The following is a 14,799-nucleotide window of genomic DNA, read 5'->3' as shown; positions in this document are numbered from 1 at the left end:
GATTTTTTTGCTTCTGCACGACGACGCGGGCGAACGCGTCGTCTAGTCTCCACCCACTGCCTGAGAGGCCGCGCGGCCCTGTCCGGCGGAAAGATGATGGGAGGACGCATGCAGACGATTGGCGAGGCTTCGCACGAGGACATTCGCGATGCCGTGAGGGCGCTTTGCGCGCAGTTCCCGCCCGAATATCACCGCCGCATCGATCAGGAGCGCGGCTATCCCGAAGCCTTCGTCGACGCGCTGACCCAGGCGGGCTGGATGGCGGCCCTCATCCCTGAGGCCTACGGGGGCTCCGGGCTCGGCCTGACGGAGGCCTCCATCATCATGGAGGAGATCAACCGGTCGGGCGCCAATGCGGGCGCCTGTCACGGCCAGATGTACAACATGACCACCTTGCTGCGGCACGGTTCGGCCGAGCAGAAGGATCGGTATCTGCCGGAAATTGCGGCTGGCCGGCTGCGGCTTCAATCCATGGCCGTGACGGAGCCCGGCGCCGGCACCGACACCACGAAGATCACGACCACCGCGGTGCGAAGGGGCGACCACTATGTCGTCCACGGACAGAAGGTGTGGATCAGCCGGGTCCAGCACTCGGACCTGATGATCCTGCTGGCGCGGACCACGCCTCTGGAGGAGGTGGAGAAGAAGTCGCAGGGGATGTCGATCTTCCTGGTCGACCTGCGCGCGGCGATCGGAAACGGCCTGACCGTGACTCCCATCGCCAACATGGTCAATCACGAGACCAACGAGCTCTTTTTCGACGGCATGGAAATCCCGGCCGATAACCTGATCGGCGTCGAAGGCGAGGGGTTCAAGTACATTCTCACCGGCCTCAACGCCGAACGCGCGCTGATCGCCGCAGAATGTATCGGGGACGGCTACTGGTTCATCGAAAAGGCGAGAGCCTATGCCAACGAGCGCCGGGTTTTCGGTCGGCCGATCGGCCAGAACCAGGGAGTTCAGTTCCCCATCGCCGAGAGCTTCATCGAAATCGAGGCTGCGAACCTCATGCGGTTCGAGGCATGCCGGCTTTACGACGCCGGCGCGCCCTGCGGTGTCCAGGCCAACATGGCCAAGTATCTGGCAGCCAAGGCGTCCTTCGAGGCAGCCAATGTCTGCCTGCAGGTGCATGGCGGGTTCGGCTTCGCGGCCGAATACGATGTGGAGCGCAAGTTCCGTGAAACGCGGCTGTACCAGGTGGCGCCCATCTCCACCAATCTCATCCTCAGCCATGTCGGCGAACATGTGCTGGGCATGCCCAGGTCGTTCTGACGGCCAGCGGCTTCGCCGCCATTCCTGACGGCGCGTCGCGCCGCCGGGAGGGCGTCCTGCAGTTTCCTTCGCATGGGGTGTTCCATCCGCCCGGCATTCTGTGCGAAACGGCTTCGGTGGAACCGCATGGCGCGGGCGGCCGACAGTTCGGCCCGTCTGGCGCCGACCTATCCGGCAGGCAGGGGGAATACGCTTTCATGACGACGCTGACGATCAGGCGACCCGACGACTGGCATCTGCATCTGCGCGATGGCGCCATGCTGGAAGGTGTCGTCGGCCACACCTCCGCTCATTTCGCGCGCGCCATCGTCATGCCTAATCTCGTACCGCCCGTGTTGACTGTGGCGGATGCGGAAGCCTACGCGGCGCGCATCGTGGCGGCCCTGCCCGAGGGGCACGCCTTCAAGCCGCTGATGACGCTCTATCTGACCGAGACCACCGATCCCGACGATGTCGCCGCCGGCTTCGCCTCAGGCAAGGTCGCGGCCGTGAAGCTCTATCCGGCCGGTGCGACCACCAATTCGCAAAGCGGCGTGCGCGACATCGAGAAGGTCTATTCCGTTCTCGAACGCATGGCCGAGATCGGCATGCCGCTCTGCGTTCATGGCGAGGTCACCGATCCCACGATCGACATCTTCGACCGCGAGGCCGTGTTTATCGAGCGGGTGCTGGCGCCCCTGCGCGCCCGGCTGCCGGGCCTTCGCGTCGTGATGGAGCACGTGACCACGCGGGAGGGCGTCGACTACGTCATGTCGCAGGACAGCGGCATGGGCGCCACCATCACGACGCACCATCTCATCATCAATCGCAACGCGATCCTCGCCGGCGGCATCCGTCCCCACTATTATTGCCTGCCCGTGGCCAAGCGGGAGGTCCATCGCCTCGCGCTGCGCAAGGCGGCGACGAGTGGCGACCGGCGGTTCTTCCTCGGCACCGATTCGGCGCCGCACACGGACCCGCTCAAGGAGAGCGCCTGCGGCTGCGCGGGCATCTTCTCTTCGATCAACACCATGTCATGCCTGGCCCATGTCTTCGAGGAAGAAGGCGCGCTCGACCGGCTGGAGGCGTTCTGTTCGCTGAACGGTCCGGCCTTCTATCGCATGGCGCCAAACGAGGAACGCATGACGCTGAAACGGCGCGACGAGCCGGTCGCCTACCCCGAGAAGATCGACACGGGTGCCGGGCCGTTGACCGTCTTCGATCCGATGTTCCCGATCCACTGGGAGGTGGACTGAACGACGAAATTCACAGGACATCTTCCGGGGAAGACCTGCCTGGCACCGATGCGGACGCAAACCCATGAGCAGACTTTTCGAAGAACTCGACTACCAGGTCACCCCGCTCGGTACGCTGGTGCTGCGTTGCAGGCGTGATCTCGCCGAGGGCGGGGACCTCTACGAAATCAAGCTCAATGACGAGTTCCTGATGTCGTCGAAATTCACGGCATCCGAGGAGGCCCTGGCCGATCTCACGCTCGCTGATCTCGTGCAGCCCGGCCTCGACATCGTGGTGGGCGGCCTGGGGCTCGGCTGCACCGCCGCGCAGGCGCTCGAGAACCCGAATGTCGCCTCCATGCTGGTGGTCGACGCCATGTTGCCCATCATCGAGTGGCATGAGGAAGGCCTGCTGCCGCTCGGCAATGTTCTCACCGCCGACGGGCGGTGTCGCTTCGTGCTGGGCGATTTCTTCGAGATGGCGCTTTCGTCCGGGGCGGGCTTCGATCCTTCCCGACCCGGGCGCCGCTTTCACGCCATCCTGCTCGACATCGATCATTCGCCGAACCACGTGCTGCATGCCTCCAACGCGCGGCTTTACACGCCGGAGGGCCTCGCCCGGCTGCGCGACCATCTGCTGCCGGGCGGTGTCTTCGGGCTCTGGTCGAACGACCGGGAAGATGCCGGTTTCACGGCGCAACTGGCGACTGTGTTTGACACCGCCAGGGCAGAGGCGGTGACCTTCCACAACCCGCTCCAGAATCGGGATGCCGTGCAGACGATCTATGTTGCCCGCAAGGCTGTAGCCTGAGGGCCAGGCCCCCTGTCAAACCCGCCCGCCCGTCGCGCTGCCACCGGCGCCGCCCGACAGCCCTGCTGACGTAGGGTAGGATCGTTGGCTATTGTTTGCGCTTGCTCTCGCCGGTTGCAAATACATAATGCGGCGGGCGTCAGCTTTTGGGGAGCGGCGGATAACGTTGAAACAACGACAGGGAGTAACCCGATGCTTTCCAGATCGATCAAGGCAGCCATGATCACGACGGCGCTGACAGTCGGCAGCGCGATGCTGGCGCAAAGCGCTTTCGCGGAAGTCGTCTACAATCGCGGCAACGACACAGACCCTTCGACACTCGACCACCATCTGACGTCGACCGTGTCGGAAGGCCACCTGATGCGCGACCTCTATGAAGGGCTCGTCGTGCAGGATGCCAATGCGGAAATCGTCCCCGGCGTTGCCGAAAGCTGGGAAATCTCCGACGACGGCCTGACCTATACGTTCATGCTGCGCGAGGATGCGCGCTGGTCGAACGGCGATCCGGTAACGGCCGATGACTTCGTCTTCGCCTATCGCCGCATCCAGGACCCGGCCACCGCCGCACCCTATGCCAACATCCTCTACCCGATGAAGAATGCCGAGGCGATCAACACCGACGGCATGGATATCGAGGAGCTCGGTGCAGTCGCCATCGACGATCGCACACTCGAGATAACGCTCGAGCAGGCGACGCCCTATTTCCTGGAACTTCTCACCCACCAGACCGGCCTGCCCTTGCACCAGGCTTCGGTGGAGGAGCATGGCGACCAGTACACGCGTCCTGGAAACCTCGTTTCCAATGGCGCCTACATGCTGGAAAGCTTCACGCCGAACGACATGATCGTCATGCGCAAGAATCCCGAGTTCCATGACGCCGACAATGTCGCCATCGATGTGGTCAACTACATCCCCTTCGAGGACCGCGCGACCTGCCTGCGCCGCTTCGAGGCCGGCGAAGTGCTTTCCTGCTCCGACATCCCGCTCGAGCAGATGGCCTATATGCGCGAGAACCTCGCTGACAGCCTGCGCATCGTGCCCTATCTCGGCACCTACTACCTGCCGGTGAAGACCACCAAGGAGGAGTTCTCCGACCCGCGCGTGCGCCAGGCGATCTCGATGGTCATCGATCGCGAGTTCCTTGCCGAGGAGATCTGGCAGGGCGCCATGGTGCCGACCCATTCCTTCGTGCCGGAAGGCATCGGCAACTACACCGAGCCGGCACGTCTTCCCTATGCGGATGACGATATGCTGGACCGCGAGGACGCGGCCCTGGCACTGCTCGAGGAGGCCGGCATCGGCGAGGGCGAACTGACCATCCGGCTGCTCTACAATTCCTCCGAAAACAACCGCAACACCATGACCGCGATCGCCGACATGCTGGGCAATATCGGCATCAACGGCGTGCCCGAGGAGATGGAAGGCGCGACCTACTTCAACTTCCTGCGCTCCGACGGCGATTTCGACGTGGCTCGGGCCGGCTGGATCGGCGATTATTCCGACCCCCAGAACTTCCTGTTCCTGCACGAGGGGGCCAATCTCGGCTTCAACTATTCGCGCTGGGCCAATGAAGACTACGACCAGCTGATGCGCGACGCGGCCGCCGAGACCGATCTCGATGCGCGCGCCGAGATCCTCAAGCAGGCAGAAACGCTGCTTCTCGAAGAGGTGCCGGTGATCCCGATCCTCTATTACACGGCCAACAGCCTCGTTTCGCCGAGCCTCCAAGGCTGGGAAGACAATGTGATGAACGTCCACGGCACCAGGTGGATGTCGATCTCCGAATAGAGCGAAACTGACCTTTCGGCCCGATGCCAGGCGTCGGGCCGGAAGGCCTAGCTGCGATGCCATGCGCGCCCTCGGCACACATGGCATCGGGCCTGAGGGACCGCAGCCATGATCGGCTATGTCTTGAGGCGCCTTGCCGGCGCCATCCCGACCATCTTCATCATCGTGACCATTGCGTTCTTCATGATCCGGCTGGCGCCCGGCGGTCCGTTCGACCTCGAACGCCCCCTCGACCCGCTGATCATGGAAAACATCAACCGGGCCTACAATCTCGATCAGCCGCTCTGGCGGCAATACCTGCTCTATCTCGGCAATCTGGCCCAGGGCGATCTGGGACCGAGCTTCACGCGTCGCGACTTCTCGGTGGTCGATCTCTTCCGCACGGGTCTGCCGGTTTCGATCCAGCTCGGATCGATGGCGCTTTGTATCGCGCTGGTCTTCGGCACGTTGCTGGGCGCGCTGGCGGCGCTGCGCCAGAACAGCTGGATCGACTACGTGGTGGTGGGCACCGCCACGCTCGGCATCACAATCCCCACCTTCGTCATCGCGCCGGTGCTGAGCCTCGTCTTCGGCGTCATGATGGGCTGGCTGCCGGCCGGCGGCTGGGGCGGTGGCCAGCTGCGTTACCTGATATTGCCCGTCGCGACTCTCGCCCTGCCGCAGATCGCGATTATCGCCCGGCTGACGCGCGGCGCCACCATCGAGGCGCTGCGCTCCAACCACGTGCGCACGGCGCGCGCCTACGGCCTGCCTGCCTATGTCGTGGTCGGCGTCCACACGTTGCGCGCCGCCATCCTGCCGGTCGTCTCCTATCTAGGGCCCACGGCGGCGGCCCTTCTCACGGGCTCCGTCGTGGTGGAGACGATCTTCGGCATCCCCGGCATCGGCCGCTATTTCGTGCAGGGCGCGCTCGGGCGCGACTACACGCTGGTGATGGGCACGGTCGTCGTGATCGCCGTCTTCGTGGTCCTGTTCAACCTCGTGGTCGACATCCTCTACGCGCTGCTCGATCCGCGCGTGCGCTATGATTGAGACCGGCCGATGACAGATGCACCCATCGACCTCGCCAAAACCGGCTCGGAAAAGCCGATCGTCGGGCGCTCGCTGTGGAAGGATGCCTTGTTGCGCCTGCGCCGCAACAAGGCGGCCGTCGCCAGCGCCTGCGTCCTGATCCTCGTGGCGCTGGCCGGCATCTTCGGGCCGATGATCTCGCCGCACCCTTACGACCGCGTCTATCCGCAATATGTACGCGCACCTGCCAGCCTCGAAGCCTATCCGCGCGAGGAGGCCATCATCCCGGCCTTCGAGAGGGCCATGGCACGCACGCGTCTCGACATCGGCGAGATCGATGTCGAAGGCTCTGTCGTGCGCGTGTCCATATCCTCCGAAGACCCGCTCGATCCGCGCATCGTGCGCTACATCGACCGCTCCGATCTCTTTTCCAACGCGCGCATCGAGGACCTAGCGGCCGACGAGCGAACAGGCGTGCTCGCCGCCGACGTTCATCGCGTGCGCTTCCCGTTCGGAACCGACGCCAACGGGCGGGACCTGCTCGCGCGCATCTTCATCGGGATCCGCGTTTCGCTCGCCATCGGCGTGCTCGCCTCCTTCATGGCGCTCGTGCTCGGTGTCACCTATGGCGCGACGGCCGGCTATCTCGGCGGCCGGGTCGATAATGTGATGATGCGCATCGTCGACATCCTCTATTCGCTGCCCTTCATCTTCTTCGTCATCCTGCTCGTCGTGTTCTTCGGCCGAAGTTTCGTGCTGATCTTTATCGCCATCGGCCTGACGGAATGGCTCGACATGGCCCGCATCGTGCGCGGCCAGACGCTCACCATCAAGCGACAGGAATATGTGGAGGCCGCGCAGGCGCTGGGCGTGTCGAGCTGGGGCATTCTGCGCCGCCACGTCATTCCCAACACGTTGGGGCCCGTCATCGTGTTCGTCACGCTTCTCGTGCCCAAGGCCATCCTGCTTGAAAGCCTGCTCTCTTTCCTCGGTCTCGGCGTGCAGGAACCATTGACGAGCCTGGGCATGCTCATCTCCGACGGGGCGTCCAACATGCGCGGAGCAAGCTGGCTGCTGATCTACCCGGCCGTCACGCTGACGGCGATCCTCTTCGCCCTCAACTTCCTGGGCGACGGCCTGCGCGATGCGCTTGATCCGAAGGACCGTTGACCATGGCGCGCGATCCCATACTCAAGGTCCGCGGGCTTGATGTCAGCTTCCGCACCAACGATGGCCCCGTCCATGCCGTGAAGGGCATCGACCTCGACGTCTTCGCCGGCGAGGCGGTCGCCATCGTCGGCGAATCGGGTTCCGGCAAGAGCCAGACGACCATGGCGCTGATGGGGCTTCTGGCGAGCAATGGCGAGGCCAGGGGCTCCGCGCTCTATCGCGACCAGGAACTGCTCGGCCTGTCCGAACGGCAGCTGAACAAGGTGCGCGGCAAGAAGATCACCATGATCTTCCAGGAGCCGATGACCTCGCTCGATCCGCTCTACAAGATAGGCCGCCAGCTCTGCGAGCCCCTGGTCCACCATGGCGCCTTGAGCTGGCGAAAATCCCGTGCCCGCGCGATCGAGCTGCTTGAACTGGTCGGCATTCCCGATCCGAAACGACGCATCGACGCCTACCCGCATGAATTGTCGGGCGGCCAGCGCCAGCGGGTGATGATCGCCATGGCGCTCGCCAACGATCCCGACATCCTGATCGCCGACGAGCCGACGACGGCGCTCGACGTGACGATCCAGCAGCAGATCCTGGAACTCCTCGCCAGCCTGCAGAAGCGGCTCGGCATGGCGATCGTCTTTATCACCCACGACCTCAACATCGTGCGCCGCTTCGCCGACCGCGTCTATGTCATGCGACTGGGCGAGGTCGTGGAGCATGGCGAGGCCGGCACCCTCTTCGCCGACCCGAGACATGACTACACGAAGATGCTGCTTGCGGCGGAGCCGACCGGCACCAAGCTACCGCCGGCGCCCGACGCGCCGGTCCTCTTGGAGGGCCGCGACGTGGAGGTCGTGTTTGGCACCGGCGGCGGGGGCTGGTTCAGTGGGGCTCCGCATCAGCTGCGTGCGGTGGACGGCATCTCGATCGCGCTTCGCCGCGGCCAGACAATCGGCATCGTGGGCGAATCGGGATCGGGCAAATCGACGCTCGGGCGCGCGCTTCTGAGGCTCCTTCCGGGGGAGGGCACGATCCGCTTCGAGGGGCAGGACATATCGAAGGCGGATCGGCGACACATGCTGCCCTTTCGACGCGAGTTGCAGCTGGTCTTCCAGGACCCGTTCGGTTCGCTTTCGCCGCGCATGACCGTCGGCCAGGTGATCACCGAGGGGCTGCTGGTCCACGAGCCGTCCCTGTCGACCAAGGCGCGCGATGCACGCGCATCCGAGGCGCTCAAGGAGGTCGGCCTTGATCCGGCGATGCGCAACCGCTACCCGCACGAATTTTCCGGCGGCCAGCGCCAGCGTATCGCGATCGCGCGCGCGATCATCCTCAAGCCCAAGATCGTGGTGCTCGACGAGCCGACCTCAGCCCTCGACCGCTCGGTGCAGAAGCAGATCGTGGAGCTGCTGCGCGATCTGCAGAAGGAGCACGATCTGTCCTATCTCTTCATCAGCCACGACCTCTCCGTCGTGCGCGCCATGGCCGACTATGTGGTGGTGATGAAGCAGGGACGGATCGTGGAAGAGGGTGCGACGGAAGCCATCTTCGAAGCGCCCCGCGAGGCCTATACGCGCGCCTTGATGGCGGCGGCCGTCAACGACACGCGTTTCCGCTAGCGGCCAAACAAAGGAACTCCCAGCGAGGGTGGAGTCTGCGCGATAGAGGTTGTGGACTGGCTGATCCGACTTGGATGCCAAGTTGACGGACATATCGCATCACTGAGCAAATATCAGCTCGCTGGCCAGGAACCCTGACGGGGCATCGCCTGAAGAGTTGTCAGCGCGGCCATCGAAGCTGGCTGGCGGTATCGCATCGCCACGATGCCCCCCGCATGGGTACGAAGACGGGACGGAATGACAGAATATTCAGACGAGATCCCTCTCAACGACGCGTTTGTCGCTCAGCTGCTGAGCGAACAGACGCCTCATTGGGCGAACCTTCCGCTTCGACGCGTCGTATCGTCCGGAACGGACAATGCCATCTTTCGAATTGGCGACAAGTTGTTGCTCAGGATACCCCGACGCCCTTCTGCCGTGGCCCTCCTTTCCAAGGAACTGCAATGGCTTCCGCATCTTCAAGGCCTGCCTCTCGAAGCGCCGGTTTTGAGATTCCGGGGGCACTCGAAGCGCGGCTTCGACTTCGGCATCCTTGATTGGATGGAAGGCCAGACTGCCACGCCGGAACAAGTGGGCAACTGGCAGGAGGCGGCGCTGAGCCTCGCCGATTTCCTCAAAGCACTACACCTGAAAGACACCAGAGGGGCGCCGCTGGCTGGCGACAGCAATAGCAGGCGGGGTGTTGCGCTTCGTGAACTGACCGAGGTGACCCGGCCTGCAATTGACCTCGTTGCCGATGAAATCGACGCCAGTCGCGCCCATGCCCTTTGGGAGGAGGCTTGCACGGCAGAGTTTCTCCAACCGCCGGTCTGGCTGCACGGTGATCTCAAGGCTGACAACCTGATCGTCCGGGACGGTGTTCTGCGCGGCGTGATAGATTGGGGGCTTTCGGCGGTAGGCGATCCCGCGGCCGACTATGCGACCGCATGGTTCTGGGTCGATCCATCCGCGCGTGCCCAGTTTCGCGACAGGCTAGCCCTTGATGACAATGACTGGCTCCGGTCGCAGGGCTGGGCACTTTACGGCGCGGTTATCGCGCTCAGCTATTTTCGGGGCGGCAAGAATGATGCGCTCTGCCGCCAATCGCGACTGACGCTTTCACGGCTAGGGCTTCTGATCTGACCGGGTGCCTTTCTTGGCACATGAACGGCGGCTTTGTCCGGTTTGCTGGTTTTCGACGAGAAGAGCGCGAAAGCCCGTTTCTGAGCGAAGTGAGATCTGAACGCGCCAGGAATGACGGCGCGCTCCGCCGTTCCTCGCATCGAGCGCTGTTCCGCCGGCCGTTCACGGCCCCAATCCAGCCAGAGCCACGGTCTACGCCTGCGACACAAGATCGGCGATACGACGGCCCAGCTCGCTGTGAGGGTCCGCAAGGTTCAAAACCACGTTCATGTGATTGGCGTTCGCCACCGGGAGCACTTCGGCTGGCATGCCGCCAATGGCCAGATGTTGGTGCAGGGTCGCGGCCTGATCAAGGAATGGCGGGGTCTCATCCTCGCCATAGGCGATAATGCGTTTTGCGCCCGCAAGCTGGAATGCGTCCATCGGAGACCAATCGGCCGCCTCTTGCCGGGTCATTTCGGCCTCGTCGCGCAGGAAGCTGTCCGGAATGTCGGCCAGATCGTAGATCCCGCTCAACAGCAGGAGGGCCTTGATGTCGGGCAGGGTGGGCGCGACCGCTTCCTTGAGGCCACGGGCGGACAGATAGGACGCAAGATGCGCGCCGGCCGAGTGACCGCTGACCGTGATCCGCCCGGCATCGGCCCCGAAGGAAGGAGCGTTGTCCTGCAGCCACAGCACGGCGCGCCTCACCTGATCCACCAGCACTGGCAACCGCTGGTCCGGCATGAGATCATATTCGACCAGTGCCGCGATCCCGCCCGCCGCCAGCACGGGTGCGGCAACAAGGCGATAATCGGCCTTCTCGCCCGATCGCCAATAGCCGCCATGGACGAAGACATGGAGCGGCGCGCCCGCTGCCGGCTTGTCGGGAAAGACGAGATCGAGAACCTCGCGCGGGCGCGTGCCGTAGGCGATGTCGGCGCGTATGGTGGCGCGCGCCGACAGGGCCCGGCTGCGGGCAACAAACTCTGCCGCGATCGCATCGAAATCCGGCACGAAATCGCGAATGCGGTAGGGGTCCGTTCCCGACAAGTGGTGGCCCTCCATCTCTTTTTTAGTTCGATCAGAACTCGACAGCGTAATATTTCGCTTCCATGAATTCCAGAATGCCGGTCACGCCGCCTTCCCGGCCAAGCCCGCTCTGCTTGACGCCACCGAAAGGTGCGGCGGGATCGGACATCAGGCCTCGATTGATACCCAGCATGCCTGTTTCCAGGCCTCTTCCCACCCGCATGGCGCGCGTGATGTCCCGAGTATAGACATAGGCTGCAAGACCGTATTCGGTGTCGTTGGCAAGCTGGATGGCTTCCTCCTCCGTGTCGAATTTGTAGACGGGGGCGACCGGCCCGAAGATCTCCTCGCGGGCGATGGCGGCGTTCCGCGGCACGTTCTCCAGAACCGTCGGAGGGTAGAAGAAGCCCTCTTCCGCAAGCGGTGCGCCACCGGTCGTGGCACGCGCTCCACCTTCGAGGGCATCCACGACAAGCTGGTCGATCTTCTGGACGGCTTTTTGCGTGATCATCGGACCGCATTGGGTGCCCGCGTCGTAGCCCGCGCCGATCTTCAGCGCGGCCATCCTGCCGGTCAGCCCCTCCACGAACGCGTCATGGATGCCAGCCTGGACATAGAAGCGGTTCGCCGCCGTGCAGGCTTCGCCGGCGTTGCGCATCTTGGCCACCATGGCGCCATCCAGCGCCGCCGACAGATCGGCATCGTCGAAAACGAGGAACGGCGCATTGCCACCGAGTTCCATCGAGCAGCTGACCACGGATTTCGCGGCTTCGCCCAGAAGCATGCGGCCGACCGCCGTCGATCCCGTGAAGGAAAGCTTGCGAACGCGCGGGTCGGCCAGCATGGCGTTGACCACGGGCCCCGGATTGCGGGTGGTGAGAACGTTCAGCACGCCAGGCGGTACGCCGGCCATCTCACCCAGCCGCGCCATCGCAAAAGCCGACAGCGGCGTTTCCGATGCCGGCTTCAGTATGACCGTGCAACCGGCCGCCAGCGCCGGTCCGATCTTGCGCGTCGCCATCGCGGTGGGAAAATTCCACGGCGTGATCAGCACGGCGATCCCGATCGGCTCGTGTTCCACAAGTATCTTGTGAGCTCCGGATGGCGTGTCGCGGTATTCGCCGCCGATCCGGGTTGCTTCCTCGGCGTACCAGCGGAAGAACTCCGCTGCATAGGCGACCTCGCCGCGCGCGTCCGGCAGGGCCTTGCCGTTCTCGAGCGAGATCAGGATCGCCAGTTCCTCGGCATGCTGGCTCATCAGCTCGAACCATTTCCGCAGAATCTCCGAGCGTTTGCGCGGCGCGGTCGCACGCCATTGGGGTGCCGCCCGATGGGCCGCCTCGACCGCACGTTGGGCGTCCTCGATCGTGGCGTCAGCCACTTCGGCCAGGACTTGTCCGGTCGATGGATCGATCACCGGGATTCCGCTGCCGGGCTGCCACTTGCCATCGATGTAGAGCCCTTGGGCGTGAAGCGCAGGTTCGGCATAGCCGGCGAATTTGGGCTGGATCGTCATGTCTCGGGTTTCCTTGGGCTTACTGCAAGGTGGCCAGATCGCCCGAATGGGCGGCCTGGACGAGCGTGCGCATCTCTGCGGGAGTGAGCGGGCGGGGGTTGTTCTGGACCAGGCGGACGATGCCGCAGCTTTGCTCGGCGACCCAGTCCAGCTGGTCTTCGGCCAGCCCCAGTTCGCGAAGCGTCGGCGGAATGCCGATGCGGGCGAAGAGGGCCGCCACGGCGCCGATGACCTCGTTTCCCGATGACAGGCCCATGGCCGTGGCCATCTCGTTCAGCTCAGGGCGGATGGCAGACGCGTTCCAGGCCATCACGTAGGGCATCAGACACGCCACGCCGGCGCCGTGCGGCGTTCCCGTCAACGCGCCGACGGGATACTGGATCGCATGTGCCGCCGCTGTCCCGGCGACGCCGAAGCCCAGCCCTGCCAGAGTCGCGCCCAGCATGACTTTTTCCCGCGCCTCGACATTGCCGCCGTCGCGGCACGCGGTTTCGAGTCCTTGCCAGATCAGCGCAATCGCGCGCAGGGCGAACTGGTCCGACAGGGCGTTCTTGCCGATGAATACCCGGTCCTGGGTCAGCCCGGGATCGGGCGGGCGCCGGATGGCCGTAAAGGCTTCGATCGCATGGGTCAGCGCATCGGCGCCGGCGATCGCCGTGAGGCCGGGCGGGCACGAGACGGTGAGACCCGGGTCGCAGATCGAGATCGTTGGCACGATAAAGGGGCTCGATATGCCGACCTTGAGCTTGCGGTCGGCATCCGAGAGAACGGCGACCGGTGTTACTTCGGACCCGGTACCCGCCGTGGTGGGTATGGCCATCAGCGGCATGACCGGTCCGGGAACCAGATACTCGCCGTAATAGTCCTGCGGCCGGCCGCCATGGCTGAGCAGTACCGCCACGCACTTGGCCATGTCGAGACATGATCCGCCACCGATGCCAATGACGAAGTCCGGGGCAAAAGGCCTGGCATTCTCTGCACTGGTGATCGCACTATCGATCGGAACGTCAGCCAGGGTGGAACTGTCCACGCGCACCGCGATGCCCGCCTCCTCCAGCAGCGCCACCATCGACAGGAACTGGGCATCCTTTTCCATCCGCTCGTCGGTGACGACGAGCGCGCGCTCACCCAATTTCCGCGCCACCCTGCCCACGACCTTGTGCTGGTCATGGCCAAAGATGAGCTCGCGAGGTGCCCTGACCGTGCCGAATAGTGCCATCTCGTTCGATTCCTTCAGTGTTGTCAGGCAGCGTCGAATGCTGCCAGCCTTTCCATTATTTCGTCCGGCAGTTCGATTCCGGTGGCGAGCGACCCTGCCCTGCGGCTCCGAGCGCCATCGCCCGGTACTGCGACCGTTCGGCCCGGTTCGCTGGGGCGGGAGGTGCGGACGCGCTGGAGAAAGGCCGAGAGACGCCGGCCCTCTCCGCGCCCGGCAGCCGGATCGATCAGAATGATCAGGTCGCCTTTCGTCGCGGCCTGATCGTCATCAAGCGTCCCGGTGACTTCGGGGGCGAATGCGGAACCGGCCAGTGCCGCGACCAGGAGTTCGACCGCAAGGCCCAGACCGTACCCCTTCGCGCCGCCGAAAGGCGCAAGGGCGCCGGTTTTGGCAGCCTCTGCGTCGGTGGTCGGTCGGCCCTCGCGATCGACCGCCCAGCCTTCCGGGATGGCTTCGCCCCGCAGCGCGTGATGATGGATCTTGCCCATCGGAACGTGGCTGGTCGCCAGATCGAGAATGAAGGGCTCGTCAGCGGTCGGAATTCCCACGGCGATGGGGTTGGTCCCCAGCATGGCCTGCGTCCCACCATAGGGATGGACGAGCGCCTCGCTTGTCGACATGACGATGCTCGCAAAACCCATTCGGGCGGCGGCTTCCGCGTAATAGGCGAGCATGCCGATGTGGTTGGCGTCGCGGATCGCTGCCACCGCGATCCCGTGCTTCGGGACGATCTGTCCGAGTTGCCGGATCGCGGCCATCATCACGACCGGCCCCAGGCCAGCATCGCCGTTGACTTTCATGAGGGCCGGTCTGGTCCAGACCGCGGTTCCGCTGGTGTGCGGGTCTGCGAGCCCTCTTTCCAGCCGCAGCAAGAGCCGGGGCAGCCGCAGCAGGCCGTGCGAGGGAAGACCGCGCAGTTCCGCTTCGATCAGGATATCCGACTGCAGCTGCGCGGCGTCATACGGCGCGCCGCGTTGCATCAGCAGCCGCGCCGAAAGCGCGCGTAATTCCCCGACGAACCGTTCGCCTCCGTGGATCATATTTCAGATCGT

General features: G+C 64.4%; 12 protein-coding genes. 8 read left to right on the top strand and 4 right to left on the bottom strand.

Annotation, left to right across the window (positions count from 1 at the left end):
• The first annotated feature begins 108 nt into the window (after nt 1–108).
• The 8 genes from GRZ55_RS17925 to GRZ55_RS17890 all read left to right on the top strand — a co-directional run bounded on the left by GRZ55_RS17925 (nt 109) and on the right by GRZ55_RS17890 (nt 10,001).
• Entirely contained in the window at nt 109–1,272 is a 1,164-nt protein-coding gene (locus GRZ55_RS17925; protein WP_169288334.1) for an acyl-CoA dehydrogenase family protein, read from the top strand.
• Nucleotides 1,273–1,469: 197 nt separating this feature from the next.
• Nucleotides 1,470–2,507, top strand: coding sequence for a dihydroorotase (gene pyrC, locus GRZ55_RS17920; RefSeq protein ID WP_169288333.1), 1,038 nt, complete (start codon nt 1,470–1,472; stop codon nt 2,505–2,507).
• Nucleotides 2,508–2,571: 64 nt separating this feature from the next.
• The gene (locus GRZ55_RS17915) at nt 2,572–3,297 is read left to right on the top strand and encodes a spermidine synthase (protein ID WP_169288332.1); all 726 of its coding nucleotides are present in this window, start codon (nt 2,572–2,574) and stop codon (nt 3,295–3,297) included.
• Nucleotides 3,298–3,516: 219 nt separating this feature from the next.
• On the top strand, nt 3,517–5,085 hold the full coding sequence (locus tag GRZ55_RS17910; protein ID WP_246734861.1) for a peptide ABC transporter substrate-binding protein: 1,569 nt from the start codon (nt 3,517–3,519) through the stop codon (nt 5,083–5,085).
• 108 nt (nt 5,086–5,193) lie between these two features.
• A complete protein-coding gene (gene oppB / locus GRZ55_RS17905) occupies nt 5,194–6,117 on the top strand; it encodes an oligopeptide ABC transporter permease OppB (RefSeq protein ID WP_169288330.1) in 924 nt (307 codons plus the stop codon).
• Nucleotides 6,118–6,126: 9 nt separating this feature from the next.
• Nucleotides 6,127–7,266: an ABC transporter permease gene (locus GRZ55_RS17900; protein WP_169288329.1), complete on the top strand. Its 1,140-nt coding sequence runs from the start codon at nt 6,127–6,129 to the stop codon at nt 7,264–7,266.
• 2 nt (nt 7,267–7,268) lie between these two features.
• Nucleotides 7,269–8,879, top strand: coding sequence for an ABC transporter ATP-binding protein (locus GRZ55_RS17895; protein ID WP_169288328.1), 1,611 nt, complete (start codon nt 7,269–7,271; stop codon nt 8,877–8,879).
• A 237-nt stretch (nt 8,880–9,116) separates the two neighbouring features.
• A complete protein-coding gene (locus GRZ55_RS17890) occupies nt 9,117–10,001 on the top strand; it encodes an aminoglycoside phosphotransferase family protein (protein WP_169288327.1) in 885 nt (294 codons plus the stop codon).
• Between the two features lie 192 nt (nt 10,002–10,193).
• Here GRZ55_RS17890 and GRZ55_RS17885 read toward each other — a convergent pair whose 3' ends face one another.
• From GRZ55_RS17885 to GRZ55_RS17870, 4 genes are read right to left on the bottom strand one after another with little or no spacing between them, the layout of a single operon-like run.
• On the bottom strand, nt 10,194–11,033 hold the full coding sequence (locus tag GRZ55_RS17885; RefSeq protein ID WP_169288326.1) for an alpha/beta hydrolase: 840 nt from the start codon (nt 11,031–11,033) through the stop codon (nt 10,194–10,196).
• Between the two features lie 31 nt (nt 11,034–11,064).
• Nucleotides 11,065–12,528 (bottom strand): NAD-dependent succinate-semialdehyde dehydrogenase, encoded by a 1,464-nt coding sequence (locus GRZ55_RS17880; RefSeq protein WP_169288325.1) that lies wholly within the window; start codon nt 12,526–12,528, stop codon nt 11,065–11,067.
• A gap of 19 nt (nt 12,529–12,547) precedes the next feature.
• Nucleotides 12,548–13,747, bottom strand: a complete 1,200-nt coding sequence (locus GRZ55_RS17875) for an iron-containing alcohol dehydrogenase (RefSeq protein WP_169288324.1) — start codon at nt 13,745–13,747, stop codon at nt 12,548–12,550.
• Between the two features lie 23 nt (nt 13,748–13,770).
• Nucleotides 13,771–14,787, bottom strand: a complete 1,017-nt coding sequence (locus GRZ55_RS17870; RefSeq protein WP_169288323.1) for an Ldh family oxidoreductase — start codon at nt 14,785–14,787, stop codon at nt 13,771–13,773.
• Between the last annotated feature and the right edge of the window lie 12 nt (nt 14,788–14,799).

This window comes from Chelativorans sp. ZYF759 (assembly GCF_012911015.1).
Lineage (GTDB): Bacteria > Pseudomonadota > Alphaproteobacteria > Rhizobiales > Rhizobiaceae > ZYF759.
The sequence above is the reverse complement of the archived record's forward strand: the minus strand, read 5'-3'. Positions and strand labels throughout refer to the sequence as shown.

Bases quoted from the DNA above. Each gene is read 5' to 3' on its own strand.
- GRZ55_RS17925 (WP_169288334.1), top strand. From the start codon at position 109: ATGCAGACGATTGGCGAGGCTTCGCACGAGGACATTCGCGATGCCGTG.
- pyrC (WP_169288333.1), top strand. From the start codon at position 1,470: ATGACGACGCTGACGATCAGGCGACCCGACGACTGGCATCTGCATCTG.
- GRZ55_RS17915 (WP_169288332.1), top strand. From the start codon at position 2,572: ATGAGCAGACTTTTCGAAGAACTCGACTACCAGGTCACCCCGCTCGGT.
- GRZ55_RS17910 (WP_246734861.1), top strand. From the start codon at position 3,517: ATGATCACGACGGCGCTGACAGTCGGCAGCGCGATGCTGGCGCAAAGC.
- oppB (WP_169288330.1), top strand. From the start codon at position 5,194: ATGATCGGCTATGTCTTGAGGCGCCTTGCCGGCGCCATCCCGACCATC.
- GRZ55_RS17900 (WP_169288329.1), top strand. From the start codon at position 6,127: ATGACAGATGCACCCATCGACCTCGCCAAAACCGGCTCGGAAAAGCCG.
- GRZ55_RS17895 (WP_169288328.1), top strand. From the start codon at position 7,269: ATGGCGCGCGATCCCATACTCAAGGTCCGCGGGCTTGATGTCAGCTTC.
- GRZ55_RS17890 (WP_169288327.1), top strand. From the start codon at position 9,117: ATGACAGAATATTCAGACGAGATCCCTCTCAACGACGCGTTTGTCGCT.
- GRZ55_RS17880 (WP_169288325.1), bottom strand. From the start codon at position 12,528: ATGACGATCCAGCCCAAATTCGCCGGCTATGCCGAACCTGCGCTTCAC.
- GRZ55_RS17875 (WP_169288324.1), bottom strand. From the start codon at position 13,747: ATGGCACTATTCGGCACGGTCAGGGCACCTCGCGAGCTCATCTTTGGC.
- GRZ55_RS17870 (WP_169288323.1), bottom strand. From the start codon at position 14,787: ATGATCCACGGAGGCGAACGGTTCGTCGGGGAATTACGCGCGCTTTCG.